Annotated in this window: 21 protein-coding genes; 11 read left to right on the forward strand and 10 right to left on the reverse strand. The window is 72.5% G+C overall.

The annotated features are described in order from the left end of the window. Window positions 1-34 precede the first annotated feature (34 nt). The gene (locus ACH4S9_RS30880; protein WP_398374765.1) at window positions 35-3049 is read left to right on the forward strand and encodes a helicase-associated domain-containing protein; all 3015 of its coding nucleotides are present in this window, start codon (window positions 35-37) and stop codon (window positions 3047-3049) included. A 23-nt stretch (window positions 3050-3072) separates the two neighbouring features. Here the strand turns inward: ACH4S9_RS30880 and ACH4S9_RS30885 are convergent, their stop codons facing one another. Both ACH4S9_RS30885 and ACH4S9_RS30890 read right to left on the reverse strand, forming a co-directional pair. Beyond that, on the reverse strand, window positions 3073-3276 hold the full coding sequence (locus ACH4S9_RS30885) for a hypothetical protein (protein WP_398374767.1): 204 nt from the start codon (window positions 3274-3276) through the stop codon (window positions 3073-3075). Then, window positions 3260-3547: a hypothetical protein gene (locus ACH4S9_RS30890; RefSeq protein WP_398374769.1), complete on the reverse strand. Its 288-nt coding sequence runs from the start codon at window positions 3545-3547 to the stop codon at window positions 3260-3262. Before ACH4S9_RS30890 ends, ACH4S9_RS30885 begins: the two co-directional genes overlap by 17 nt. 139 nt (window positions 3548-3686) lie before the next feature. Between ACH4S9_RS30890 and ACH4S9_RS30895 the strand changes: the two genes are divergently transcribed. Beyond that, entirely contained in the window at window positions 3687-5351 is a 1665-nt protein-coding gene (locus tag ACH4S9_RS30895) for a DNA repair helicase XPB (RefSeq protein WP_361193401.1), read from the forward strand. Window positions 5352-5365: 14 nt separating this feature from the next. On the opposite strand, the gene ACH4S9_RS30900 is transcribed toward ACH4S9_RS30895, so the two are convergent. Next, window positions 5366-5944, reverse strand: a complete 579-nt coding sequence (locus tag ACH4S9_RS30900; protein WP_398374772.1) for a TetR/AcrR family transcriptional regulator — start codon at window positions 5942-5944, stop codon at window positions 5366-5368. A 260-nt stretch (window positions 5945-6204) separates the two neighbouring features. On the opposite strand from ACH4S9_RS30900, the gene ACH4S9_RS30905 reads away from it, so the two are divergent. Continuing rightward, the gene (locus ACH4S9_RS30905; protein WP_398374773.1) at window positions 6205-8265 is read left to right on the forward strand and encodes a HelD family protein; all 2061 of its coding nucleotides are present in this window, start codon (window positions 6205-6207) and stop codon (window positions 8263-8265) included. Window positions 8266-8581: 316 nt separating this feature from the next. Here the strand turns inward: ACH4S9_RS30905 and ACH4S9_RS30910 are convergent, their stop codons facing one another. Beyond that, a complete protein-coding gene (locus tag ACH4S9_RS30910; protein ID WP_398374774.1) occupies window positions 8582-9301 on the reverse strand; it encodes a copper homeostasis protein CutC in 720 nt (239 codons plus the stop codon). 58 nt (window positions 9302-9359) lie between these two features. Here ACH4S9_RS30910 and ACH4S9_RS30915 point away from each other — a divergent pair, with 58 nt between their 5' ends. Then, window positions 9360-10010, forward strand: coding sequence for a hypothetical protein (locus ACH4S9_RS30915; protein WP_311724458.1), 651 nt, complete (start codon window positions 9360-9362; stop codon window positions 10008-10010). 1 nt (window position 10011) lies between these two features. On the opposite strand, the gene ACH4S9_RS30920 is transcribed toward ACH4S9_RS30915, so the two are convergent. Both ACH4S9_RS30920 and ACH4S9_RS30925 read right to left on the reverse strand, forming a co-directional pair. After that, window positions 10012-11847 (reverse strand): WD40 repeat domain-containing serine/threonine protein kinase, encoded by a 1836-nt coding sequence (locus ACH4S9_RS30920; RefSeq protein WP_398374776.1) that lies wholly within the window; start codon window positions 11845-11847, stop codon window positions 10012-10014. 72 nt (window positions 11848-11919) lie between these two features. Then, window positions 11920-12792: a helix-turn-helix transcriptional regulator gene (locus ACH4S9_RS30925; protein ID WP_398374778.1), complete on the reverse strand. Its 873-nt coding sequence runs from the start codon at window positions 12790-12792 to the stop codon at window positions 11920-11922. A 149-nt stretch (window positions 12793-12941) separates the two neighbouring features. Here ACH4S9_RS30925 and ACH4S9_RS30930 point away from each other — a divergent pair, with 149 nt between their 5' ends. Both ACH4S9_RS30930 and ACH4S9_RS30935 read left to right on the forward strand, forming a co-directional pair. Beyond that, window positions 12942-13313 (forward strand): VOC family protein, encoded by a 372-nt coding sequence (locus ACH4S9_RS30930; protein ID WP_398374779.1) that lies wholly within the window; start codon window positions 12942-12944, stop codon window positions 13311-13313. A gap of 28 nt (window positions 13314-13341) precedes the next feature. Then, the gene (locus ACH4S9_RS30935) at window positions 13342-13764 is read left to right on the forward strand and encodes an SRPBCC family protein (RefSeq protein ID WP_398374780.1); all 423 of its coding nucleotides are present in this window, start codon (window positions 13342-13344) and stop codon (window positions 13762-13764) included. On the opposite strand, the gene ACH4S9_RS30940 is transcribed toward ACH4S9_RS30935, so the two are convergent. Then, entirely contained in the window at window positions 13755-13901 is a 147-nt protein-coding gene (locus tag ACH4S9_RS30940) for a hypothetical protein (protein WP_398374909.1), read from the reverse strand. The genes ACH4S9_RS30935 and ACH4S9_RS30940 overlap by 10 nt on opposite strands. On the opposite strand from ACH4S9_RS30940, the gene ACH4S9_RS30945 reads away from it, so the two are divergent. Together ACH4S9_RS30945 and ACH4S9_RS30950 are read left to right on the forward strand one after the other, a co-directional pair. Further along, window positions 13843-14025 carry a DUF4287 domain-containing protein gene (locus ACH4S9_RS30945; RefSeq protein WP_398374782.1) on the forward strand — a complete coding sequence of 61 codons (183 nt, stop codon included), beginning with the start codon at window positions 13843-13845 and terminating at the stop codon, window positions 14023-14025. The genes ACH4S9_RS30940 and ACH4S9_RS30945 overlap by 59 nt on opposite strands. A gap of 283 nt (window positions 14026-14308) precedes the next feature. After that, window positions 14309-14824, forward strand: a complete 516-nt coding sequence (locus ACH4S9_RS30950; protein ID WP_398374783.1) for a GNAT family N-acetyltransferase — start codon at window positions 14309-14311, stop codon at window positions 14822-14824. Window positions 14825-14896: 72 nt separating this feature from the next. On the opposite strand, the gene ACH4S9_RS30955 is transcribed toward ACH4S9_RS30950, so the two are convergent. Continuing rightward, window positions 14897-15727, reverse strand: coding sequence for a DUF1963 domain-containing protein (locus tag ACH4S9_RS30955; protein ID WP_398374785.1), 831 nt, complete (start codon window positions 15725-15727; stop codon window positions 14897-14899). Window positions 15728-15827: 100 nt separating this feature from the next. Here ACH4S9_RS30955 and ACH4S9_RS30960 point away from each other — a divergent pair, with 100 nt between their 5' ends. Beyond that, a complete protein-coding gene (locus ACH4S9_RS30960) occupies window positions 15828-17072 on the forward strand; it encodes a Cmx/CmrA family chloramphenicol efflux MFS transporter (RefSeq protein WP_398374901.1) in 1245 nt (414 codons plus the stop codon). Between the two features lie 73 nt (window positions 17073-17145). Here the strand turns inward: ACH4S9_RS30960 and ACH4S9_RS30965 are convergent, their stop codons facing one another. After that, a complete protein-coding gene (locus tag ACH4S9_RS30965) occupies window positions 17146-17508 on the reverse strand; it encodes a hypothetical protein (protein WP_311724466.1) in 363 nt (120 codons plus the stop codon). A gap of 120 nt (window positions 17509-17628) precedes the next feature. Between ACH4S9_RS30965 and ACH4S9_RS30970 the strand changes: the two genes are divergently transcribed. Continuing rightward, window positions 17629-18558, forward strand: a complete 930-nt coding sequence (locus ACH4S9_RS30970) for a MurR/RpiR family transcriptional regulator (RefSeq protein ID WP_398374787.1) — start codon at window positions 17629-17631, stop codon at window positions 18556-18558. A gap of 64 nt (window positions 18559-18622) precedes the next feature. Beyond that, window positions 18623-19558, forward strand: coding sequence for an N-acetylmuramic acid 6-phosphate etherase (murQ, locus tag ACH4S9_RS30975; RefSeq protein WP_398374789.1), 936 nt, complete (start codon window positions 18623-18625; stop codon window positions 19556-19558). A gap of 89 nt (window positions 19559-19647) precedes the next feature. Here the strand turns inward: murQ and groL are convergent, their stop codons facing one another. Next, complete coding sequence (groL, locus tag ACH4S9_RS30980) at window positions 19648-21273, reverse strand: chaperonin GroEL (protein WP_311724470.1); 1626 nt, start codon at window positions 21271-21273, stop codon at window positions 19648-19650. Window positions 21274-21497 lie beyond the last annotated feature (224 nt).

Here is a 21497-nt window from a genome sequence, read left to right on the forward strand (position 1 = left end):
CGGCTCGTCACCAGCCCCCGGTACTGTGGATCGAATGACCAGTTCGCGGAATCGGGAGGCACACGTGCCTGCAGAGACCGGCTCACGGGACAGCGGCCGCGGAGCGCCGCGCACGCTCGCCGAAGAGCTGCGCACCCGCCGGGACGACGCCCTCGCCACGCTTCTGCGCGCCCGCCCCGACCTGCTGTCCCCCGTCCCGGGCGACCTCACCCAGCTCGCCACCCGGGCGGGCACCCGCGCCTCGGTCGTACGGGCCGTGGAGCGCCTGGACCGGTTCGCGCTCCAGACGGCGGAGGCGCTGGCGGTCGCGCCTGACCCGTGCCCGTACGAGACGCTGAGCGCGCTGATGGCGGGCGACAGCAGGCCGGGGGACCCCGGAAACGATGACGCAGCACCCAGCGGCACGACGCGCGAAGGCGCCCCGGACGAGCCTCCCGCCGCGACCCGCGAGCAGATCCTCGCCGAGCTCCCGCGCGCCGTGGCCACCCTGCGCGCCCAGGCGCTCGCCTGGGGCGGCGACGACCGGCTGCGCCTGGTCCGCACCGCTCGCGAGCTGCTGGCCCCCTCGCCCACGACCCCGTCCCCGACCGGCCTGGGCCCCACCGTCCCGGAGGCCACGGCCGGGATGTCCCCCGGGCGGCTCCAGGAGATCCTGGCGGCGGCCGGGCTGCCGCCGACCCATGACCCGGTCACCGCGGCCGCCGCCCTCACCTCGCTCTTCGGCGACCGCCCCCGTATGGCGGCGCTGCTCGCCGGGGCCCCCGCCGCCGCGACGGCGGTGCTGACCAAGCTGACCTGGGGCCCGCCGTACGGGGAGGCGTCCGTCGCCGCGCCCAGCCCGCCCGTCGAGTGGCTGCTGGCCCGCGGTCTGCTGCTGCCGTCCGGGTCGCGCAATGTGGTGCTGCCCCGCGAGGTGGCACTGCATCTGCGCGGCGGCCGCGCGCACCGCGCGCCCGAGCCGCTGCCGCCGCCACTCCCGCCCGCGGCGCGCCACGATCCACAGGCTGTGGACGCGACGGCGGCGGGCCAGGCGTACACCTCCCTGGCCACGGTCGAGGAGCTGCTGGGGCAGTGGGGGGCCACCGGCCCGGCCGTCCTGCGCGCGGGCGGCCTGAGCGTACGGGACCTCAAGCGGACCGCCGCGGCGCTCGACGCGACCGAGCCGCTGGCCGCGTTCTGGATCGAGCTGGCGTACGCGGCCGGGCTGGTCGCCTCGGACGGCGAGACGGACGAGCGCTACGTGCCCACCCCCGCCTACGACGACTGGCTGGGGCTGCCCGCCGAGGAGCGCTGGGCGCGGCTCGCCTCCGCCTGGCTGACCGCGACCCGCGCGCCCGGCCTGGTCGGCGGCCGCGACGCCAAGGGCCGCACCCTCGCGGCCCTCGGCCCGGAGCTGGACCGCTCCCCCGCCCCCGAGGTGCGCCGCCGCGTCCTCGAACTCCTCGCCGCCCTCCCGCCCGGTGCCTCGCCCGCCGCCGAGTCGCTGCTGGCCCGGCTGCGCTGGGAGCGCCCGGCCCACCGCGGCGCGCCCGGCGAGGACCTGCGGTCGCGGCTGGCCCAGTGGACGCTGACCGAGGCCGAGCTGCTCGGCGTCACCGGCCGCGGCGCCCTGTCCGCCCACGCCCGCGCCCTTCTGGGCCCGCTCCCACCCGCGGTCCCGGCTCCGGCAGGCCCCGCGGCGGGCGGCGCCGAGAACCGACGAGGCGGCGGCGGCCGGGGCACCGCACCGCAGGCCACCGAGCCCGGGGGACGGGCGCGGAGCCGGGGCACCGTCGGCCAGGGCCTCGCACCGCAGGCCGCCGAGGCCGAGGCCGAGGCCGAGGCCGAGGCCGAGGCCGAGGCCGGCGAGCCCGGGGACCGGCCCGCCGGGCCATTGGCCGCCGAGGCCGAAGGACGGGCCGCTGACCGGCCCGCCCCCGGGTCGGGAGGCCGAGCCGGTGCGCCATCGGCCGCCGGGCCCGAGGGCCGGGCCGCCGACCGGGCGACCGGCACCCGCCCCGGGGCGCGGCCCCCGGGCCCCGCCACCCCGGCGGGGCCGGGCGCGGCGGAACCGCAGGCCCCGCCCGCGCCCGGCCGACCCCTCTCCGGGGCCGAGGCCGCTGCCGCCGTGGCGGCGGCAGCGCGGCTGCTCGCGCCGCTGCTGCCCCAGCCGCTGGACCACGTCCTCCTCCAGGCCGACCTCACCGCCGTCGCGCCCGGCCCGCTGGAGCGGCCGCTCGCGGCGATGCTCGGCGTCCTCGCCGACGTGGAGTCCAAGGGCGGCGCCACGGTCTACCGCTTCACGCCCGCCTCCGTACGCCGCGCGCTTGACGCCGGGCGTGCGGCGTCCGACCTGCACGCCTTCCTCGCGCAGCACTCCCGCACCCCCGTGCCCCAGCCGCTCGCCTACCTCATCGACGACGTGGCCCGGAAACACGGCCGGCTGCGCGTCGGCGCCGCCTCCGCCTATGTGCGCTGCGACGACGACGCCCTGCTGGCCGAGATCCTCGCCGACCGCCGCTCGGCGGGCCTGCGGCTGCGCCGCCTCGCGCCGACGGTGCTGGCCGCGCAGGCGGCGCCGGACGCGCTCCTGGAGGGCCTGCGCGCGATGGGGTACGCGCCGGCGGCCGAGTCCGCCGAGGGCGATGTGCTGATCACGCGCGCCGAGGCCCACCGCACCCCGCCGCGCTCGGCCCCCGCCCCCGTGCCGGAGGGCCCACCGGTGCCCGACGAGACGCTCCTGGGCGCGGCGGTGCGCGCCATCCGCGCCGGTGACCGCGCCGCGACGGCACCCCACAAGCCGGTGTCGGCGGCCGCCTCGTCGGGCAGCCGGCTGCCCCGCACCACCTCCGCCGACACCCTCGCCACCATGCAGGCCGCGGCCCTCACCGGCTCGGCCGTGTGGATCGGCTACGTCAACGCGGACGGCGCGGCCAGCCAGCGCGTCATCGCGCCGGTGCGCGTCGAGGGCGGCTTCGTGACGGCGTACGACCACACGGCCGACGAGGTGCGCACGTACCCGCTGCACCGGATCACAGGCGTCGCCGAGCTGGCGGACGACTCAGCGTGAGCGAGGTGTAGCCCGTCAGCGCGTCAGCGCTTGCGCTGGACCAGCGCCCCGGGGTCCACCTCGACGGGGAACGGCTTCTCGATCAGCGTGGTGTGCCCGGCCTCGGCCGCGAGCCGCTCCACATAGCGGCCGTTCTCCAGCTGGGAGACGATCAGCGCGGGCATGGGCTCAAGCTCCAGCCGCCACAGGTACTCGATCCCCGCCTCCGCGTCAGGTGGCTGCGGCATCCACCACGGCAAGGTCCGGGATGAACAGCGCCTCCGGCAGCACCACATTGATCATCTTCAGCACCTCCACCGGCGCACCGGCCGCCTCGGCCGCAGCGTCCAGCAAGCGCCACAGACGGGACGAAGCCCGCTGGTGCTTGGTCCCCGGAGCCGGCGACAGGAGAAGCGCATCTCCCACCAGTTCCCGCCCCTGTCCACAGTCCTCCCCCAAGGCCAGAACTTCCTCGACCGTCCAAGGGCCGTAGTGCGGATCATGCACGACGCTCTTCACGCCACCTCGTTCTCGAGAGCCATCGTCCTCAGCGTGGTGCCCCCACCCGCACCCGTCTGGCGCTTCATTCCCGTTCACCCACCCGAGTGCGTAACACTGGAGGCTTGCCCCCCACCCCCGTCATGAAGGGCCCAGGCGCGTGAACGGACCGCTCATCGTCCAGAGCGACAAGACACTCCTGCTCGAGGTCGACCACGAGCAGGCAGACGCCTGCCGCCGCGCCATCGCCCCCTTCGCGGAGCTGGAGCGGGCCCCGGAGCACATCCACACCTACCGGGTGACCCCGCTCGGTCTGTGGAACGCCCGCGCCGCCGGGCACGACGCCGAGCAGGTCGTCGACGCGCTGGTCCAGTACTCGCGCTACCCCGTCCCGCACGCCCTCCTCGTCGACGTCGCCGAGACCATGGCGCGCTACGGGCGGCTGCGGCTGCTCAAGCACCCCACCCACGGGCTGGTCCTGGAGACCTCCGACCGCCCGGTCCTCCAGGAGGTGCTGCACTCGAAGAAGATCCAGCCGCTGGTCGGCCAGCGCATCGACCCGGACACGGTGGTCGTCCACCCCTCCGAGCGCGGGCAGATCAAGCAGGCGCTGCTCAAGCTGGGCTGGCCCGCCGAGGACCTGGCCGGGTATGTGGACGGCGAGGCGCACCCGATCGAGCTGGCCGAGGACGGCTGGGCGCTGCGCCCGTACCAGAAGCAGGCCGTCGAGGGGTTCTGGCACGGCGGGTCGGGGGTCGTGGTGCTCCCGTGCGGCGCCGGGAAGACGCTGGTGGGCGCGGGGGCGATGGCCACCGCCAAGTCCACCACCCTGATCCTGGTGACCAACACCGTCTCGGCCCGCCAGTGGAAGCATGAGCTGGTGAAGCGCACCTCGCTCACCGAGGACGAGATCGGCGAGTACAGCGGTACGCGCAAGGAGATCCGCCCGGTCACCATCGCCACGTACCAGGTCCTCACGACCAAGCGGAAGGGCGTCTACCCGCACCTGGAGCTCTTCGACTCCCGCGACTGGGGCCTGATCGTCTACGACGAGGTGCATCTGCTGCCCGCCCCCGTCTTCAAGTTCACCGCCGATCTCCAGGCGCGCCGCCGGCTCGGGCTGACCGCGACGCTGGTGCGGGAGGACGGCCGCGAGTCCGATGTGTTCTCCCTCATCGGCCCCAAGCGCTTCGACGCGCCGTGGAAGGAGATCGAGGCGCAGGGCTATATCGCGCCCGCCGACTGTGTCGAGGTCCGCGTCAATCTGACGGAGACCGAGCGCCTGGCGTACGCGACGGCCGAGCCCGACGAGAAGTACCGCTACTGCGCCACGACCGACTCCAAGCGCCGGGTCACCGAGGCGCTGGTGGCGCGCCACCAGGGCCAGCAGACCCTGGTCATCGGCCAGTACATCGACCAGCTCGACGAGTTGGGCGAGCATCTGGACGCGCCCGTCATCAAGGGCGAGACGACCAACGCGCAGCGCGAGAAGCTCTTCGACGCCTTCCGTCAGGGCGAGATCTCCGTCCTCGTCGTCTCCAAGGTCGCCAACTTCTCGATCGACCTCCCGGAGGCCACGGTCGCCATCCAGGTGTCGGGGACGTTCGGGTCCCGCCAGGAGGAGGCCCAGCGCCTGGGCCGCGTGCTGCGGCCGAAGGCGGACGGCCACCGGGCGGTCTTCTACTCGGTCGTCGCGCGCGACACCATCGACCAGGACTTCGCCGCCCACCGCCAGCGGTTCCTCGCCGAGCAGGGGTACGCCTACCGGATCGTGGACGCGAGCGCGCTGCTGGCGGGGGACGACGTCGGATCTGAGGACGTCTGATCTGAGAGCACGGCTCAGGACCTGGCGGCCGAGGGCCAGTTCTCCAGCAGCGTGGCCAGGGCGTTGACGCCGCGCTCCCACGACGCCTGGACGTCGCGCGGGTCGTGGAAGGCGCCGATCGCCTCCAGGCCGACGTACCCGTGGAACGTGCTGCGCAGCAGCCGTACGGCGTCGGTCAGGTCCGGCTCGGTGAGCCCGTACGCGTGGAACACGGCGTACGTGGCCTCGATGATCCGGGCGCCGCCCGAGGACTGGGCGGCCACCTCGGGGTCGATCTCGATATGGGTCGCCGCGTACCGGCCGGGGTGCTCCAGCGCGAAGTCCCGGTAGGCGTTGGCGAAGGCGAGCAGGGCGTCGCGCCCGGCCCGCCCGGCCACGGCGGCCGTGATGCGGTCGGCGAAGTCGCTCGCGGCGCGCATCGCGACCCTGACGCGCAGGTCCCGGACGTTCTTGACGTGCGAGTACAGGCTCGCGTCGGCCACCCCGAAGCTGCGCGCCAGCGCGGAGATCGTGACGTTCTCCAGGCCGACGGCGTCCGCCATGTCCGCCGCCGCCTCCGCCACCCGCTCAGGCGTCAGACCCGCTCGGGGCATGCGCCACCTCCCTCTCCGTTCCCGGACCACCCGGTGCGACCCATGCCATCCAATCAGGCCGGGCCGGGCGGAGAACCAGCGGAGAACCAGCGGAAAACCATTCGCGGTCGCTTGAAACACTGGCTACAATCGCCCGTCTTGCCGCCTCCCGCCCCTCAGGGAGAGCCGCCGCCCGGACGGAAACCGGCCGGCTTCTGACGTGAGCCATTCACGCCCCGCACTTTGTCTGTCTGCTTCGCGTACACGCCGGAGGCTACGCCGTGCCCTCGCACGCCCCTGACCACCCCGATCCACTCGAACGGGAGCGCACCCACCTCGCCGCGTCCCGTGCCGCCCTCCGCGCCATGCGCGCCGACGTCGAGGCCCTCGACCTCAAGGACGTCACCGCCAACTGGGTGAACGCCGAGGCCCTCCAGCACCAGGTCGACGAGCGCATCAAGGCCCTCGCCGACCTGGCCGACACCCCGCTGTTCTTCGGCCGCCTCGACTATCTGCACGCCCCGGGCGCGGAGACGGCGGAGGGCGCGGAGGGGGAGCAGTTCTATATCGGGCGGCGGCATGTCCACGACGCCGACGGCGACCCGATGGTCATCGACTGGCGCGCCCCCGTCTCCCAGCCCTTTTACCAGGCGTCGAAGAAAGCGCCGATGGACGTCGGGCTGCGCCGCCGCTTCGGCTACACCGGCGGCGAGCTGACCGCGTACGAGGACGAGGCCCTCACCGACCCGAGCGAGGCGGAGCACGCCAGCAAGCTGCTCCAGGCCGAGATCGAGCGGCCGCGCGTGGGTCCGATGCGGGACATCGTCGCCACGATCCAGCCCGAGCAGGACGAGATCGTGCGCGCCGGGATCGGCGGCACGGTCTGCGTCCAGGGGGCGCCGGGCACCGGGAAGACGGCGGTCGGCCTGCACCGGGTGGCGTATCTGCTGTACGCGCACCGGGAGCGGCTCGCCCGCTCCGGCACCCTCGTCATCGGCCCGAACCGCTCCTTCCTCCACTACATCGAGCAGGTCCTGCCCGCGCTCGGCGAGCTCCAGGTCGGCCAGGCCACGGTGGACGACCTGGTCGCGCATGTCGAGGTGCGGGGCGCGGACGACGCCGACGCGGCCGGCGTCAAGGGCGACGCGCGGATGGCCGAGGTGCTGCGCCGCGCCGTCCGTTCGCATGTCAACCTGCCGACCGAGCCGTGCGTCGTGGTGCGCGGCTCGCGCCGCTGGCGGGTCCCGGCGTACGAACTGGAGGAGATGGTCCGCGAGCTGCTGGACCGCGACATCCGCTACGGCGCGGCCCGCGAGGCGCTGCCGCAGCGGATCGCGCACGCCGTGCTCGTACGGATGGAGCAGTCCGGCGAAGCGCCCGACGACCGGGTGCAGGACGCGGTGGCCCGCAACCCCGCCGTGAAGGCGGCTGTCAAGGCGATCTGGCCGCCCGTGGACCCGGCCAAGCTGGTGCTGCGGCTGCTCTCCGACCCCGACTTCCTCGCCGAGCAGGCCGACGGGATCCTCGACGCCGACGAGCAGAAGACCATCCTGTGGGCCAAGCCGGCGCGCAGCGTGAAGTCCGCGAAGTGGTCCCCGGCGGACGCGGTGCTGATCGACGAGGCCACCGACCTCGTCGAGCGGACGCACTCGCTCGGCCATGTGGTCCTGGACGAGGCGCAGGACCTGTCCCCCATGCAGTACCGCGCGGTGGGCCGCCGCTGCACCACGGGCTCGGCGACCATCCTCGGCGACATCGCGCAGGGCACCACGCCGTGGGCGACCGCGACCTGGGAGGAGGCCCTCACCCACCTCGGCAAGTCCGGGGCCGCGGTGGAGGAGCTGACCCAGGGCTTCCGCGTGCCGCGCGAGGTGATCGCGTACGCCTCGCGGCTGCTGCCCGCCATCGCCCCCGGCCTGTCGGAGGCCACCTCGATCCGCGAGGCGGCGGGCGACTTCTCCGTACGGGCCGTGGACGCCGCCGCTCTCGACTCCGCCGTGATCGCCGCCTGCCGCGAGGCGCTGGGCCACGAGGGCTCGATCGGCCTGATCGCGGCCGACGCGCGGATCCCGGTGCTGGCGGACGCCCTCGACGCGGCGGGCCTGGCGTATCTCTCCCCCGGCGAGGAGACCAGCGCCGAGGCCCGCCTGACGCTCGTCCCGGCGACGCTCGCCAAGGGTCTGGAGTACGACTACGTGGTGCTGGACGAGCCGGCCGCGGTGGTCGACGGCGAACCGGACGAGCGCACCGGCCTGCGCCGCCTGTATGTGGCGCTGACCCGGGCGGTGTCGGGGCTCACGGTGGTCCACGCGGCGGCGCTCCCGGAGCGGTTGGCTGCCTGACGGTGGGGGGTGCGCCTGCTGTGCGGGGGCGGGGGCTCCGGGGCTGTCAGGCCTGGACCGCGCCGGTCCGGTGGGGGTGCGCCTGGTGTTCGTGGGTGGTGCGGGGGCGGGGCCTCCGGGGCTGTCACCCTGGACCGCATATTTACGGCGCCGGTGCCCGGAAGCGCGGAGTGGGCCGGAACTTGGCGCCACACATATGCGTAAGCGTCCAGGGCACCACCCCTGCACCCCCACCCCCTCACGCCGTCTCGCGACTACCCGCCCGGTGGCCCCTGCCATGGCATCGTCGAATGTGTCAGGGGTCTGGGGACCCCCGTCAGCCCACCGGTACCACTTCGTCCAGCGCGGCGCGCCACTGATGGACCGAGGCGATGTCCACGGGCCCGTCCCACCCCGAGGCCCGGGCCGCGCCGCCGATGTGGAAGGCGTCGATCCCCGCGGCGCGCAGCGCGGGCAGGTGGTCGAGCCGCAGCCCGCCGCCCACCATGATCCGGGGCCCGGCTGCCATGTGCGCCGCCTCGTCCACCAGGACCGGAAGCCCGTTGTCGACTCCGGCGGGCGACCCGGCGGTGAGGTAGGTGTCCAGGCCGGGGACGCCCGCGAGTTGCCGGCGGAGCGCGCCGCGGTCGGCGGCGCGGTCGATGGCCCGGTGGAAGGTCCATCGGCTCTCGTCGAGCCCGGGGCCCGCGCTGATGACGTCCATGAGCGCGCGGACGGCGGCCAGGTCGGCCAGCCCGTCGCGGGTCAGGAAGCCGAGCACGAACTCGTCCGCCCCCTCCGCCCGCAGCGCCGCGGCCCGCGCGCACAGCGCGTCGAGCGCGGCGGCCCCACCGCACGCGAAGCCGTCGGAGGCGCGCAGCATCACCCGCAGCGGGATGTCCACGGCCGACCGGACCGCGGCGAAGGTCTCGCGGGAGGGGCTGAGCCCGTCGGCAGCCATATCGGTGACCAGTTCGAGCCGGTCCGCCCCGCCGGCCTGCGCCGCGACCGCGTCGGCCACGTCCAGGGCGATCACCTCGAGAAGTGGTCTAGACATGCCGAACAGCTTGCCACACCACACGCACCCCGAAACCCGGACGTCCCACAATTGGCCTATGGCCGACCCCGCGCACGACGCGCTCCTCACCCGCTGGGCGATCCACCTCGACAGTGCCCGCGAGCCCGTCACCCAGCCCGCCCCCGAGCCGTACGGCCAGGACCTCCTGGCCCGCTGGGCCGAACCCCAGCGCCGGTACCACACCACCGACCACCTCATCGCCATCCTGGACCGGGTCGATGAGTTGATCCGTTATGCCGCAGACCCCGCCGCCGTCCGCCTCGCCGCCTGGTTCCACGACGCCGTCTACCTCCCCGAGCGCTCCACCAACGAGGACCGCAGCGCCCGCCTCGCCGAACGCGCCCTCCCCGAGGCGGGCGTCCCCCAGGCGCGTACCGCCGAAGTCGCCCGCCTGGTGCGGCTGACACGCAGCCATGCCCCCGGTCCCGGCGACACGAACGGCGAAGTGCTGTGCGACGCCGACTTGGCGGTGCTGGCCGGATCCCCCGAGGACTACGCCGTGTACGCCGCCGCCGTCCGTGAGGAGTACGGCTTCGTCCCCGACGACGCCTTCCGCGAGGGCCGGGCGGGCGTGCTGCGCGAACTGCTGGCCATGCCCCGGCTGTTCCGCACGCCGGAGGCCCAGGACCGCTGGGAGGACGCGGCGCGCCGGAATCTCGCGACGGAGCTGGCGCTGCTGGATGCGTGATTCAGGCGGTCCAGAGGACCACCTCGTTGCCACCGGCGCCGGCGAGGGTGCTCCCGTCCGGGCTGAAGGCCACGGAGCGGATCGGCGCACGGTGATCCGTCAAAGTGGCGAGTTTGTCGTCGGTGTGCGTGTCCCAAAGGTGCACCCTGTGGTCGGCACCGCCACTGGCCAGCATGCGGGCATCCGGGCTGAAGGCCAGCGCGTGCTCCGTCTGCATCCGCCCGCGGTGCCCGGTCAGCTGCCGCCGCAGCGCGCTGGTGCGGACGTCCCAGAGGTACACCCAATTCCCGCTGCCACCAGCCAGGATTTGCCCATCGGGGCTGAAGGCAACCGAGCACACCCATCTGCGGTGCCCGGCCAGCTCGGAGCGATGCTCCCCGGTGTAGGCACCCCGGAGTCGGACGTTTCCGCCCTCAGCGCTGACCAGCGTCTGCCCATCGGGGCTGAAGGCCAGCGACCACACCATCTTGGACGCGACGAGCTCGCGACGCTGCTCGCCGGTGCGGATATTCCAGAGGTGGATCCCGTCCGTCCCGCTGCTGGCCAGGGTCTGTCCATCGGGGCTGAACGCCAGCCCTGTCAGCCATCTGGCGTGCGCCAGCTGGTCGCGCTGCTCCCCGGTGTGCGCGTCCCACAGGGTCACCACCTTGCCGCCCTCGATAGTGGCCACCGTGCCGCCATCAGGGCTGAACAGCAGCCTGTCCAGGTCACGGTGTGCGATGAGCCGACGGAGCTGCTCGCCGGTGTGCGCGTTCCAGAGACGGACCCCGCCCTCACCAGCGCTGGCCAGCGTCTGCCCGTCCGGGCTGAAGGCCACCGAGTTCACCGCTCCCATGGCGCGTGTGCCCAATCGGCCGAGCAGGGCATAAGTGGGCATCCCGCTGATGCCGTACGAGGAGTTGGTGGGCGCGCCGGAGGCGCCGGCGCCGGGGTACTGGAGTGTTTTCGTCGTTGCTCTGTCACCCCGCTCGGCGAGCCGGGCCAGCTCGAAGGCAAGGCTGTCGGCGTCCGGTCGTCCCTCGGGCATCTTGGCCAGTAGTGCCACGGTCAGATCGTCCAGCACAGCGGGAATGTCGGGCCGCAATGCGCGAGGGGATGGTGGCCGCTGCTCCACGTGCTGACGCATCAGCGTGTAGAGGGGCTGGCGGGGAGAGAACGGGGGCTGCCCGGTCAGCAGCTCGAAGATCACGCAGCCGAGGGAGTACAGGTCGCTGCGGGCGTCGACCGGCTGGGACTGCCATTGCTCGGGCGACATGTACGGCGGTGTACCGATCATTTGTCCGCTGGCGGTCACCGAGGTGACGGCATCCGTGCTGCGCGCGATACCGAAATCACAGATCTTGACCCGGCCATCGCGCTGGAGGAAGAGGTTGGCCGGCTTCAGGTCCCGGTGGACGATTCCGCGGCTGTGTGCCACGCCCAGAGCGTCGACAGTCTGGCGAGCCAGGTCCAACACCTGCTCGATCGGCAGCCCTGATGGCTGTTGGACCATCAACTGCGCCAGATCGCAGCCGTGCAGCAGCTCCATCACGATGAACAGATGCCCATCGTGGCTACCGGCGTCGTGAACCACGGTGATACCGGGGTGTTGCAACTTGGCGAGGGCAGCCGCCTCGTCCTGGAAACGCCGTACCGACCCCGGGTCCGCCAACGCGGGCAGAAGTTTGACCGCGACCTCCCGCCGCAGCACCGACAGGTCGCGGCCCAGCCACACCTGGCCCATGCCACCGCGCCCCAGGATCCTGTGCAGCTCGTACCTGCCAGACAGAACCGTCCCGGAATCCACTGTGTGCCCCCATTCTCCAGACGCCATCGACACACCCTGTGCGGCAGACATCCTGCCTCGGACTTGAGTCGCTTGACCGGGTGTTGCGGGCGGGGAGCCGTCCCGGTACCAAGACCGGCAGGGTCAAGTGAAGGGGAACTCTCCGCCGATAGCCGGTGTACGAGCGGAAGATGGCCCGGGCGGGCGGGCCGGGGCCAGCAGGTGGCGGAGCGCTGTCGGCGTGCGGCCCAGGTACTGGCGCATGGTCCTGGTCAGGTGGGCCTGGTCGGCGTAGCCGAGGTCGGCGGCCAGGGCGCTGAGGCTGTCTTCGCCGGCCTCGAGGCGGTCGAGGGCCCGGCCGATGCGGACGCGGTGACGGTAGCGGGTCACCGACACGCCCAGCTCACGGGGGAACGCCCGGCTCAGGCGGTAGGGGGAGACGCCCAGCAGTTCGGCCAGTGAGAACAGCGTGTTCGATGTGGGGTGTTCTTCGGCGATCGCCTCGCGTGCTGCCGCTACGAGCCGTCGGTCAGATCCGGCGGATGTGCCGCCGAGCGGGGTCGGTCCGGCCGCCATCCGGCCGATGGCGGTCGACAGCAGCGCCAGCAGCTCCTCCGAGACCGCGAAGTCGACATCTCCCGAGCGTGCGGCCGCGAGGAGACGGCGGTGGGCCAGATCGAGCCGGGGGTCGACGTAGACCGTCGGCGCGGCCGGTCCCGCGGCGTCTCCGGCCAGGGAACGCCACAGCTTCGGCGTCACGCTGATCGCCGTGCAGAGATCCCCGCCGGTGGGGTGGGCGAAGCTCTCCTCCTCGCCCGGGTGGCCCACATAGGCCAAGGCCGCGTCGATGTCGGCGGGGACTCCGGCGCTCATTCTGCGGAACCGGCCGCGCCGCACGAGCACCACCCGGTAGTCGGTGCGCACTTCCGTCGCCGACCAGCGCGTGTGGTCGGCACGGCAGGCCACCGCACTGATGCCGAAGTCGGGACGGCCGGCGACAGGAACAGCTGTGAGCACCTTTCGAACGCTACGCGGCGGGTCCGACAGCCCCCGCAAGGATGTTCAAGACGAGGGTCTGCCGCCGCGAGCATGCTGGCGGGGTTGCGACGGGCCGCGCCCCCGAGGCGTCGAGCCCCATCCTCTACCGATTCTCAGGAGTCATCGGCATGCCTGTTCTCGAGCAGCTCAGCACGGTCGTGTTCGACTGCGCCGATCCGGCCGCGCTCGCCGCGTTCTACCAGAAGGCCACCGGCTGGGAAATCACCAGCAGCGGGCAGGACTTCGCGTCCGTGGGCAACGGCACCCCGGTACAGCTCGGCTTCGTGCGCGCCGCGGACTACCGGCCGCCGAGCTGGCCCGACGGCGCCACGCAGGTGCACCTCGACTTCACCGTCACCGACCTGGACGGCGCCGTCGAGGAACTGGTCGGCATCGGGGCGTCCCGGCCCGACTTCCAGCCGGGCGAGGGCCGGTGGATCGTCCTCACCGATCCCGAGGGGCATCCGTTCTGCCTCGTCCCCGACGCCTCCGGCAGCTGAGCGCCCTGACGGAAAGGAAGATCGACCTGTGGCATCCATCCATCGCGAAGTCCTGATCGACGACACACCGGAGAACGTCTGGGCGGCGGTTCGCGCCTTCGGCGAGATCCACCAGCGTCTCGCACCGGGTTTCGTCACCGACACCCGCGTCGAGGGCGACATCAGAGTCGTGACCTTCGCAAACGGCACCGTGGTGCGCGAGCTCATCGTCGACCTCGACGACGAAGCCCGACGCATCGCCTACACGGTGGTCGGCGGCTCCCTGGAGCCCACGCACCACCACGCGTCCATGCAGATCCTCGACGACACCGAGAACCGCAGCCGATTCGTCTGGATCACCGACGTGACACCCAGCAGTCTCCGGGGTCCCATGGGTGAGATGGTCGACCAGGGGATTCAGGTCATCAAGCGCACCCTGGACCGCGACGGGCGGCGCCCCGGTCAGCGGTAGGCGGCGAGGAAGGCCCGGACGCCGGCGGTGGCGTAGTGGTCGAGATCGGCCTCGGTGTGCTGCGGGCCGCCGGTGAACATGGCCCCCTCGATCGAGAAGAAGTACGGCCGCCCGATCGCGGAATGGAAGGACCTCATCCGCTCCTCGCCCCTGTCCAAGCACATGGAGCTCGTCACGTGGCTGAAGACCGAGCACGGACTCGGACACGGACACGCCAACGCCCTCGTGGCGCACACGCTCGCCGAAGAAAGCACCACGTGAAGGCGATCCGGCGCGGCCCTGGGTGACGGGCAGGGCCCGCTGCCGGACGTCAGGTCGGGGCAGATCAACGGCGTGGTACGGTACGGGCGTTCGTGTTGGATCAGATCGAGGACGACAAGGAGGGCGAGTTGATGGCCGCGCATAAGGCCGCTGCGCTGCGCAGCGCCCGGACCGTCCTCACGTCCCGGGCGACGGCCTGATCCAGTCATCCGCCTTGCTGGGAGCGTGAGCTCGCGGGGCAGTCCTACACGAACCTCACCATGAAACGGATCTTCATCCAGTCATGCGTACCCACCACCAGTGGATCACCCGTGCCGAGACCGAGGCCGACATCCCGGCCATCCGCGGCATCGTCCTCGCCGCCTTCGACACCCCGTACGAGGCCGACCTCGTAGACGCCCTGCGCGACGACGTGTCGTGGATCGAGGGCCTGTCCGTCGTCAGCGTCGGCGCGAACGGCTCGCCCGTCGGCCACGCGCTGCTGACGCGCTGTCACATCGGCGACACCCCGGCCCTGTGCCTGGCCCCGGTCTCCGTGCTGCCCGAGCACCAGAAGACCGGTGCCGGCTCGACGGCCATCCGCGCCGCGCTCGGCGCGGCCAGGGAGCTGGGCGAGTACTACGTCACCGTCCTCGGACACCCGGCGTACTACCCGCGGTTCGGCTTCGGCCGTGCCTCCGCCCACGGCATCGGCGTGACCCTCGACGTCCCGGATGAGGCCATGATGGCCCTCACCCTGGACGCGACCCGCCCGCTGCCGAGCGGCACCGTCCGTTACGCCGCGCCCTTCGGGGTCTAGCGGTTCGGCCGGCCGTGCGAGGGGTTTCGCCCCTCGCACGGCCGGCCGTCGGTGTTCCGGCCCGGCGACGCGTCACCACATGTCCGGGGTCGGTATCGCCTGGCTGAAGTCGCCCGCGCGCAGCGCCTCGGTGGGGATCGACCAGTGCATCCAGCCGCCTTCCCCGTCGAGGCGCCACTCGTGCCGGTCGGAGAGCTGGAGCAGGTGGTGGTATCGGTTCGAGTCGTCGCCGTTCAGCATCACCGATGAGCTTCCCGTGGGGAAGACCGGCCGGCCGAAGGCCATGTCCTCGCAGAACAGCAGGCCCGGGGGAAACCAATCGGCGTGTATCGCGCCCCTGAACGTCTCCACGGCCTCGTAGTCGCCCCCCTCGTATCCCAGGTCGAGCGTGTCCCAGGCGGAATCCCAGATGTCGGGGAAGGCGAAGGCGAGTTCCGCCGCCCATGGGACGGGGGCGAAGACGCTGGACCGGGCGGGTGGTCCCGTTTCGACGGCGAGGGGGGAACGGGCCGCGATGACCCTCCCCACCTCCGGGTCCTCCGCGCCGAAGCCCGATGCCACCTCCCGGGCCGTGGGGTCGCACTGCTCGGACTCCTTGTCGAGGTGGAAGAAGTTGAGCAGGCCGGTGCCGGGTGGCAGGAGGTCGCCGAGCCAGGGCGCCAGGGCGTCGGTGTCGAGGACGGCGATCAGGCTGAGCGGGAGGTCCTCGCACATCGGCCAGGGGGTGCCGGGCTCCAGCATGGCCCTGCCGCCGAAGCGGCTGTGCCCGGCGGCCTGTCCGGGGGCGGCCTCGGTGAGCTCGAAACCGGGCCGGGCCAGGCTGATGACGCGGTCCGCGAGGTCGGTACCGAGATGTTCCGCGCAGAAGTCACGCAGAGCTGTCAGAGTGGTCGTGGGATCCATGCGAGGAGTCAACCAGGAGGGCGGAGGCTGATGCGGAATACCAAGCTCCAGGCCGTAGTTGACTCTCGGCATGTCCCCCGCTGACCGCGCGCGGGTCCGTATGCCCGTCGCCGTCCATGTCCTCGGCCTGTCCGTCTTCGCCCTCGGGACCTCGGAGTTCATGCTCTCCGGGCTGCTGCAACCCATCGCCCGCGACATGGACGTCTCGATCCCGACCGCCGGGCTGCTGATCTCCGCCTTCGCGATCGGGATGGTGGTCGGCGCGCCGCTGCTCGCCGCCGCCACGCTGCGGCTCCCGCGCCGGACGACGCTGATCGCGCTGCTGGCCGTGTTCGGGCTTGGCCAGGTCGCGGGGGCGGTGGCGCCTTCGTACGAGGTGCTGTTCGCGTCCCGGGTGGTCAGCGCGCTCGCGTGTGCCGGGTTCTGGGCGGTGGGGGCGGCGGTGGCCGTGTCGCTGGTGCCGGTGAACACGCGGGCGCGGGCGATGGCGGTGATGCTCGGCGGGTTGAGCGTCGCGAACGTGGTGGGCGTGCCCGCGGGGGCGTTCCTGGGTCAGCACGCCGGGTGGCGGGCGGCCTTCTGGGCGGTGGCGGCGCTGTCGGCGCTCGGGCTCGTCGGTGTGGTCGGGCTTGTACCGCGTACGGAGGCGCCGACCGGGCAGGACCGGCCGAGGCTCCGTGCCGAGCTGTCCATCTACCGCGACCGGCATGTGTGGCTGGCGCTGGTCACCACGGCGCTCAGCGGCGGGGCGGTCTTCTGCCTGTTCTCGTATCTCGCGCCGCTGCTGACGGACGTGGCCGGGATGGACGAGGACTGGGTGCCCAGCGTGCTGGCGCTGTTCGGCGCCGGGGCGATCGTGGGGACGACGATCGGCGGGCGGATCGCGGACGCCCATCTCTTCGGCACGCTCTACGGCGGCATCACGGCCACGGCCGTCGTGCTGAGCGCCTTGGCGCTGACCGCGCACCACGCGGTCGTGGCCGTGAGCCTGGCGCTGCTGCTCGGTGTGACGGCCTTCTTCACCGGGCCCGCGCTCAACGCCCGGATGTTCAATGTCGCGAACGCCGCCCCGACCCTCGCGGGCGCGACCACGACCTCCGCCTTCAACATCGGCAACACGCTCGGCCCCTGGCTCGGCGGGCTCGTCATCGACGCGGGCTGGGGCTACCCGGCCGTGGCCTGGACGGGCGCGGCGCTCGCGGCGCTCGCCGTCGGGACGACGGCGCTCGCCGCGCGGCTGCCGCATCAGGCGCCGGGCACTTCGCGCGTGATCGTCGGTTCGGAGGCACGGGAACAGGAGCCGCGGGGCGAAGACGAGCACGACGGCCTTCGGAAGACGGGGTGAGCGGCCCGTTCATGTTCGGCGCTCGGTTGTCTAGCGACGCTAGACAGCGGCGGCCGTCCATGCCCCGCACCCCTCAGATCGTCCCGAGCGTCCCCACCCTCGCCACCGCCACCGCCGTCTTGCCGCACACCCAGTGCGGATCCGGCCCCAACTCCGGCTCCACGTCCAGCGCGTGCGGATCGCCGCCCTCCGTGCAGACCGGGCACAGTGGCCAGCGGCCGTACCGCTCCAGGAGGGCGTCCTGTACGTCCTGGGCGACCAGCCCGGCCAAGTAGTCGGCCCCTTCCGGCCACTGCTCGACCCACCACCTGCGGTGCGCGATGGAGTCCTCGACGAGAGAGACGATGTCCGCCTGGGCGACCTCTCCCGCCGCGAGATCGGCGAGCACGAGCGCCCGTGCCGCGTGCAGTGCATGTTCGAGCTTCATGAGCCCCATTGTCACCTTTGCGCACAGCCGGCGCCCGTCGGTGAGCGCGCCGGGAGCTATGGAGCGGCGCAGGGCGAGCCCCGGCACGGACCCTTGACTGCCCCCGGGCGGTGAAAATACCTTTCAGTGGTGAGCAGCAAGCTGAAGGAAACTTTCACCGTGCCCGAAGCCACTCCGCCCGCCCCCGCCGCCCTCGCGGCCAAGGTCCGTACCCTCGCGCCCTCCATGACCCGCTCGATGCAGCGCGTCGCCGAGGCCGTGGCGGGAGATCCGGCCGGCTGTGCCGCGCTCACCGTCACCGGGCTCGCCGAGCGCACCGGCACCAGCGAGGCCACCGTGGTCCGCACCTCGCGCCTGCTCGGCTACCCCGGCTACCGCGATCTGCGCCTCGCGCTGGCCGCCCTCGCCGCGCAGCAGGCGGCCGGGCGCGCCCCGGCCGTCACGGCCGACATCGCCGTCGACGACCCCATCGCCGACGTCGTCACCAAGCTCGCCCAGGAAGAGCAGCAGTGCCTGGCCGACACCGCCGCCGGTCTTGACACCAGCCAGCTCGAAGCGGCCGTCGGCGCGCTCGCCACCGCCCGCCGGATCGACGTCTACGGCGTCGGCGCCTCCAGCCTCGTCGGCCAGGACCTGGTCCAGAAGCTGCTGCGCATCGGCCTGATAGCCCACGCGCACGCCGACCCGCACCTCGCGGTCACCAACGCCGTGCAGCTGCACTCCGGGGACGTCGCCATCGCGATCACCCATTCGGGCCGTACCACCGACGTCATCGAGCCCCTGCGGGTGGCCTTCGAGCACGGAGCCACCACCGTCGCGATCACCGGCCGCCCCGACGGCGAGGTCGCACAGTACGCGGATCTGGTGCTCACCACCTCCACCGCCCGCGAGAGCGAGCTGCGCCCGGCGGCCATGTCCAGCCGCACCAGCCAACTCCTCGTCGTGGACTGCCTCTTCATAGGTGTGGCGCAGCGTACGTACGAGGCGGCCGCCCCCGCGCTCGCCGCCTCGTACGAAGCCCTCGCCCACCGGCATGACCCCCGGCCCGGACCCCGCTGACCGAGCGCTGACCGAGTCGGGACACCCCCCGTTGACACCCCGTACCGGAAAGAGCCGCTTCGCCATGACTTCCGCCGCTGACCAACAACAGCTGCGCGCCCAGCTGGACACGCTCACCACCGAGGCATTCCGCCCCGAACTCGCCGAAATCGACCGGCTGGAGACCATCGAGATCGCCCGCATCATGAACGGCGAGGACGCGGCCGTGCCCGCGGCCGTCGCCACCGAACTGCCGCGGATTGCCGCCGCCATCGACGGCATCGCCGAGCGGATGGCCCGCGGCGGCCGGCTGATCTACATGGGCGCGGGCACCGCCGGGCGGCTCGGCGTGCTCGACGCCAGTGAGTGCCCGCCCACCTTCAACACCGGGCCGGGCCAGGTCGTCGGGCTGATCGCGGGCGGGCCCGCCGCCATGGTGACCTCGGTCGAGGGCGCCGAGGACAGCAAGGAGCTGGCCGCCGCGGACCTCGACGCGCTCGCCGTCGGCGCCCAGGACAGCGTCGTCGGCATCTCCGCCTCCGGCCGCACCCCGTACGCGGTCGGCGCGGTCGAGCACGCCCGCCGGCTCGGCGCGCTCACCGTCGGCCTGTCCTGCAACGCGGGTTCGGCGCTCGCGGCGGCCGCCGAGCACGGCATCGAGATCGTGGTCGGGCCGGAGCTGCTCACCGGCTCCACCCGGCTGAAGGCGGGCACGGCCCAGAAGCTGGTGCTCAACATGGTCTCGACCATCACCATGATCCGGCTGGGCAAGACCTACGGAAATCTGATGGTCGATGTGCGCGCCTCGAACGACAAGCTGCGGGCGCGCTCGCGCCGTATCGTCTCCCTCGCCACCGGGGCCCCCGCCCCGCGGATCGAAGCCGCGCTGGCCGCCAGCGCCGGCGAGACGAAGCACGCCATCCTGGCCATCCTCGGCGAGGTGGACGCCCCCACCGCCACCCGGCTGCTGACCGAGTCGGACGGCCATCTGCGGGCCGCGCTGGAGGCCGCGCGCGGCTGAGGGCGCGGGTCCTGAAACGCCGTCGGGGCGGCACCCGGAAGAGGGTGCCGCCCCGACGTTTCGGACGGTCGATCGACGGAAGGCGTCGATCAGAAGTCCATGTCACCGCCCGGCATGCCGCCCGGAGCGCCCGCCGCGGCGGCCTTCTCCGGCTTGTCGGCGATGACGGCCTCGGTGGTCAGGAACAGCGCGGCGATCGACGCGGCGTTCTGCAGCGCGGAGCGCGTGACCTTGGCCGGGTCGATGATGCCCTCGGCGATCAGGTCGACGTACTCGCCGGTCGCGGCGTTGAGGCCGTGGCCCGGGGTGAGGTTGCGCACCTTCTCCACCACGACGCCGCCCTCGAGGCCGGCGTTGACCGCGATCTGCTTCAGCGGGGCCTCGAGCGCCAGGCGCACGGCCTGGGCACCGGTGGCCTCGTCGCCCTCGAGCTCCAGCTTCTCGAAGACCGAGACGGTCTGGAGCAGGGCCACGCCACCACCGGCGACGATGCCCTCCTCGACGGCGGCCTTGGCGTTGCGCACCGCGTCCTCGATGCGGTGCTTGCGCTCCTTGAGCTCGACCTCGGTGGCGGCACCGGCCTTGATGACGGCCACGCCGCCGGCCAGCTTCGCCAGGCGCTCCTGGAGCTTCTCGCGGTCGTAGTCCGAGTCCGAGGACTCGATCTCGGCGCGGATCTGGTTGACGCGGCCCTGCACCTGGTCGGTGTCGCCGGCGCCGTCCACGATGGTGGTCTCGTCCTTGGTGACGGTCACCTTGCGGGCGCGGCCCAGCAGGTCGATGCCCGCGTTCTCCAGCTTGAGGCCGACCTCCTCGGAGATGACGGTGCCACCGGTGAGGATGGCGATGTCGCCGAGCATGGCCTTGCGGCGGTCACCGAAGCCCGGGGCCTTGACGGCAACGGACTTGAAGGTGCCACGGATCTTGTTGACGACCAGGGTCGCCAGGGCCTCGCCCTCGATGTCCTCGGCGATGATCAGCAGCGGCTTGCCCGACTGCATGACCTTCTCCAGCAACGGGAGGAGGTCCTTCACGCTGGTGATCTTCGAGTTGACGATCAGGATGTACGGGTCGTCGAGCGACGCCTCCATACGCTCCATGTCGGTGGCGAAGTACGGGGAGATGTAGCCCTTGTCGAAGCGCATGCCCTCGGTGAGCTCAAGCTCGAGCCCGAAGGTCTGCGACTCCTCGACGGTGATGACGCCTTCCTTGCCGACCTTGTCCATCGCCTCGGCGATGAGCTCGCCGATCTGGGTGTCGGCGGCGGAGATGGAGGCGGTGGAGGCGATCTGCTCCTTGGTCTCCACGTCCTTGGCCTGCTCGAGCAGCTGGGCGGAGACGGCCTCGACGGCCTTCTCGATGCCGCGCTTGAGGGCCATCGGGTTGGCGCCCGCGGCGACGTTCCGCAGGCCCTCCTTGACCAGCGCCTGGGCGAGGACGGTCGCGGTCGTCGTGCCGTCACCGGCGACGTCGTCCGTCTTCTTCGCGACCTCCTTGACCAGCTCGGCGCCGATCTTCTCGTACGGGTCCTCGAGTTCGATCTCCTTGGCGATGGAAACACCATCGTTGGTGATCGTGGGGGCGCCCCACTTCTTCTCGAGGACGACGTTGCGACCCTTGGGGCCGAGGGTGACCTTGACGGCGTCGGCGAGCTGGTTCATCCCGCGCTCGAGGCCGCGCCGCGCCTCCTCGTTGAACGCGATGATCTTGGCCATGTGAAGTGGTCCTCCCAAGACGGGGTGGATTGCTCCGGACCGCGCCTGGCGCCCGCGACGGACGGCCTGTCTGCCCCGCGGTTCCTTGCCCCGCGTGGCCTGACGGACCTCACCGACCCGATCCTTCTGTCACTCTCACCTTCAGAGTGCTAACGCCAATGATTAGCACTCGACCCCTGAGAGTGCAAGCGTGAGTGGGGTGACAGCTTGGGACAAGGCGGTCG

It is taken from the genome of Streptomyces sp. NPDC021225, assembly GCF_044332865.1.
Lineage (GTDB): Bacteria > Actinomycetota > Actinomycetes > Streptomycetales > Streptomycetaceae > Streptomyces.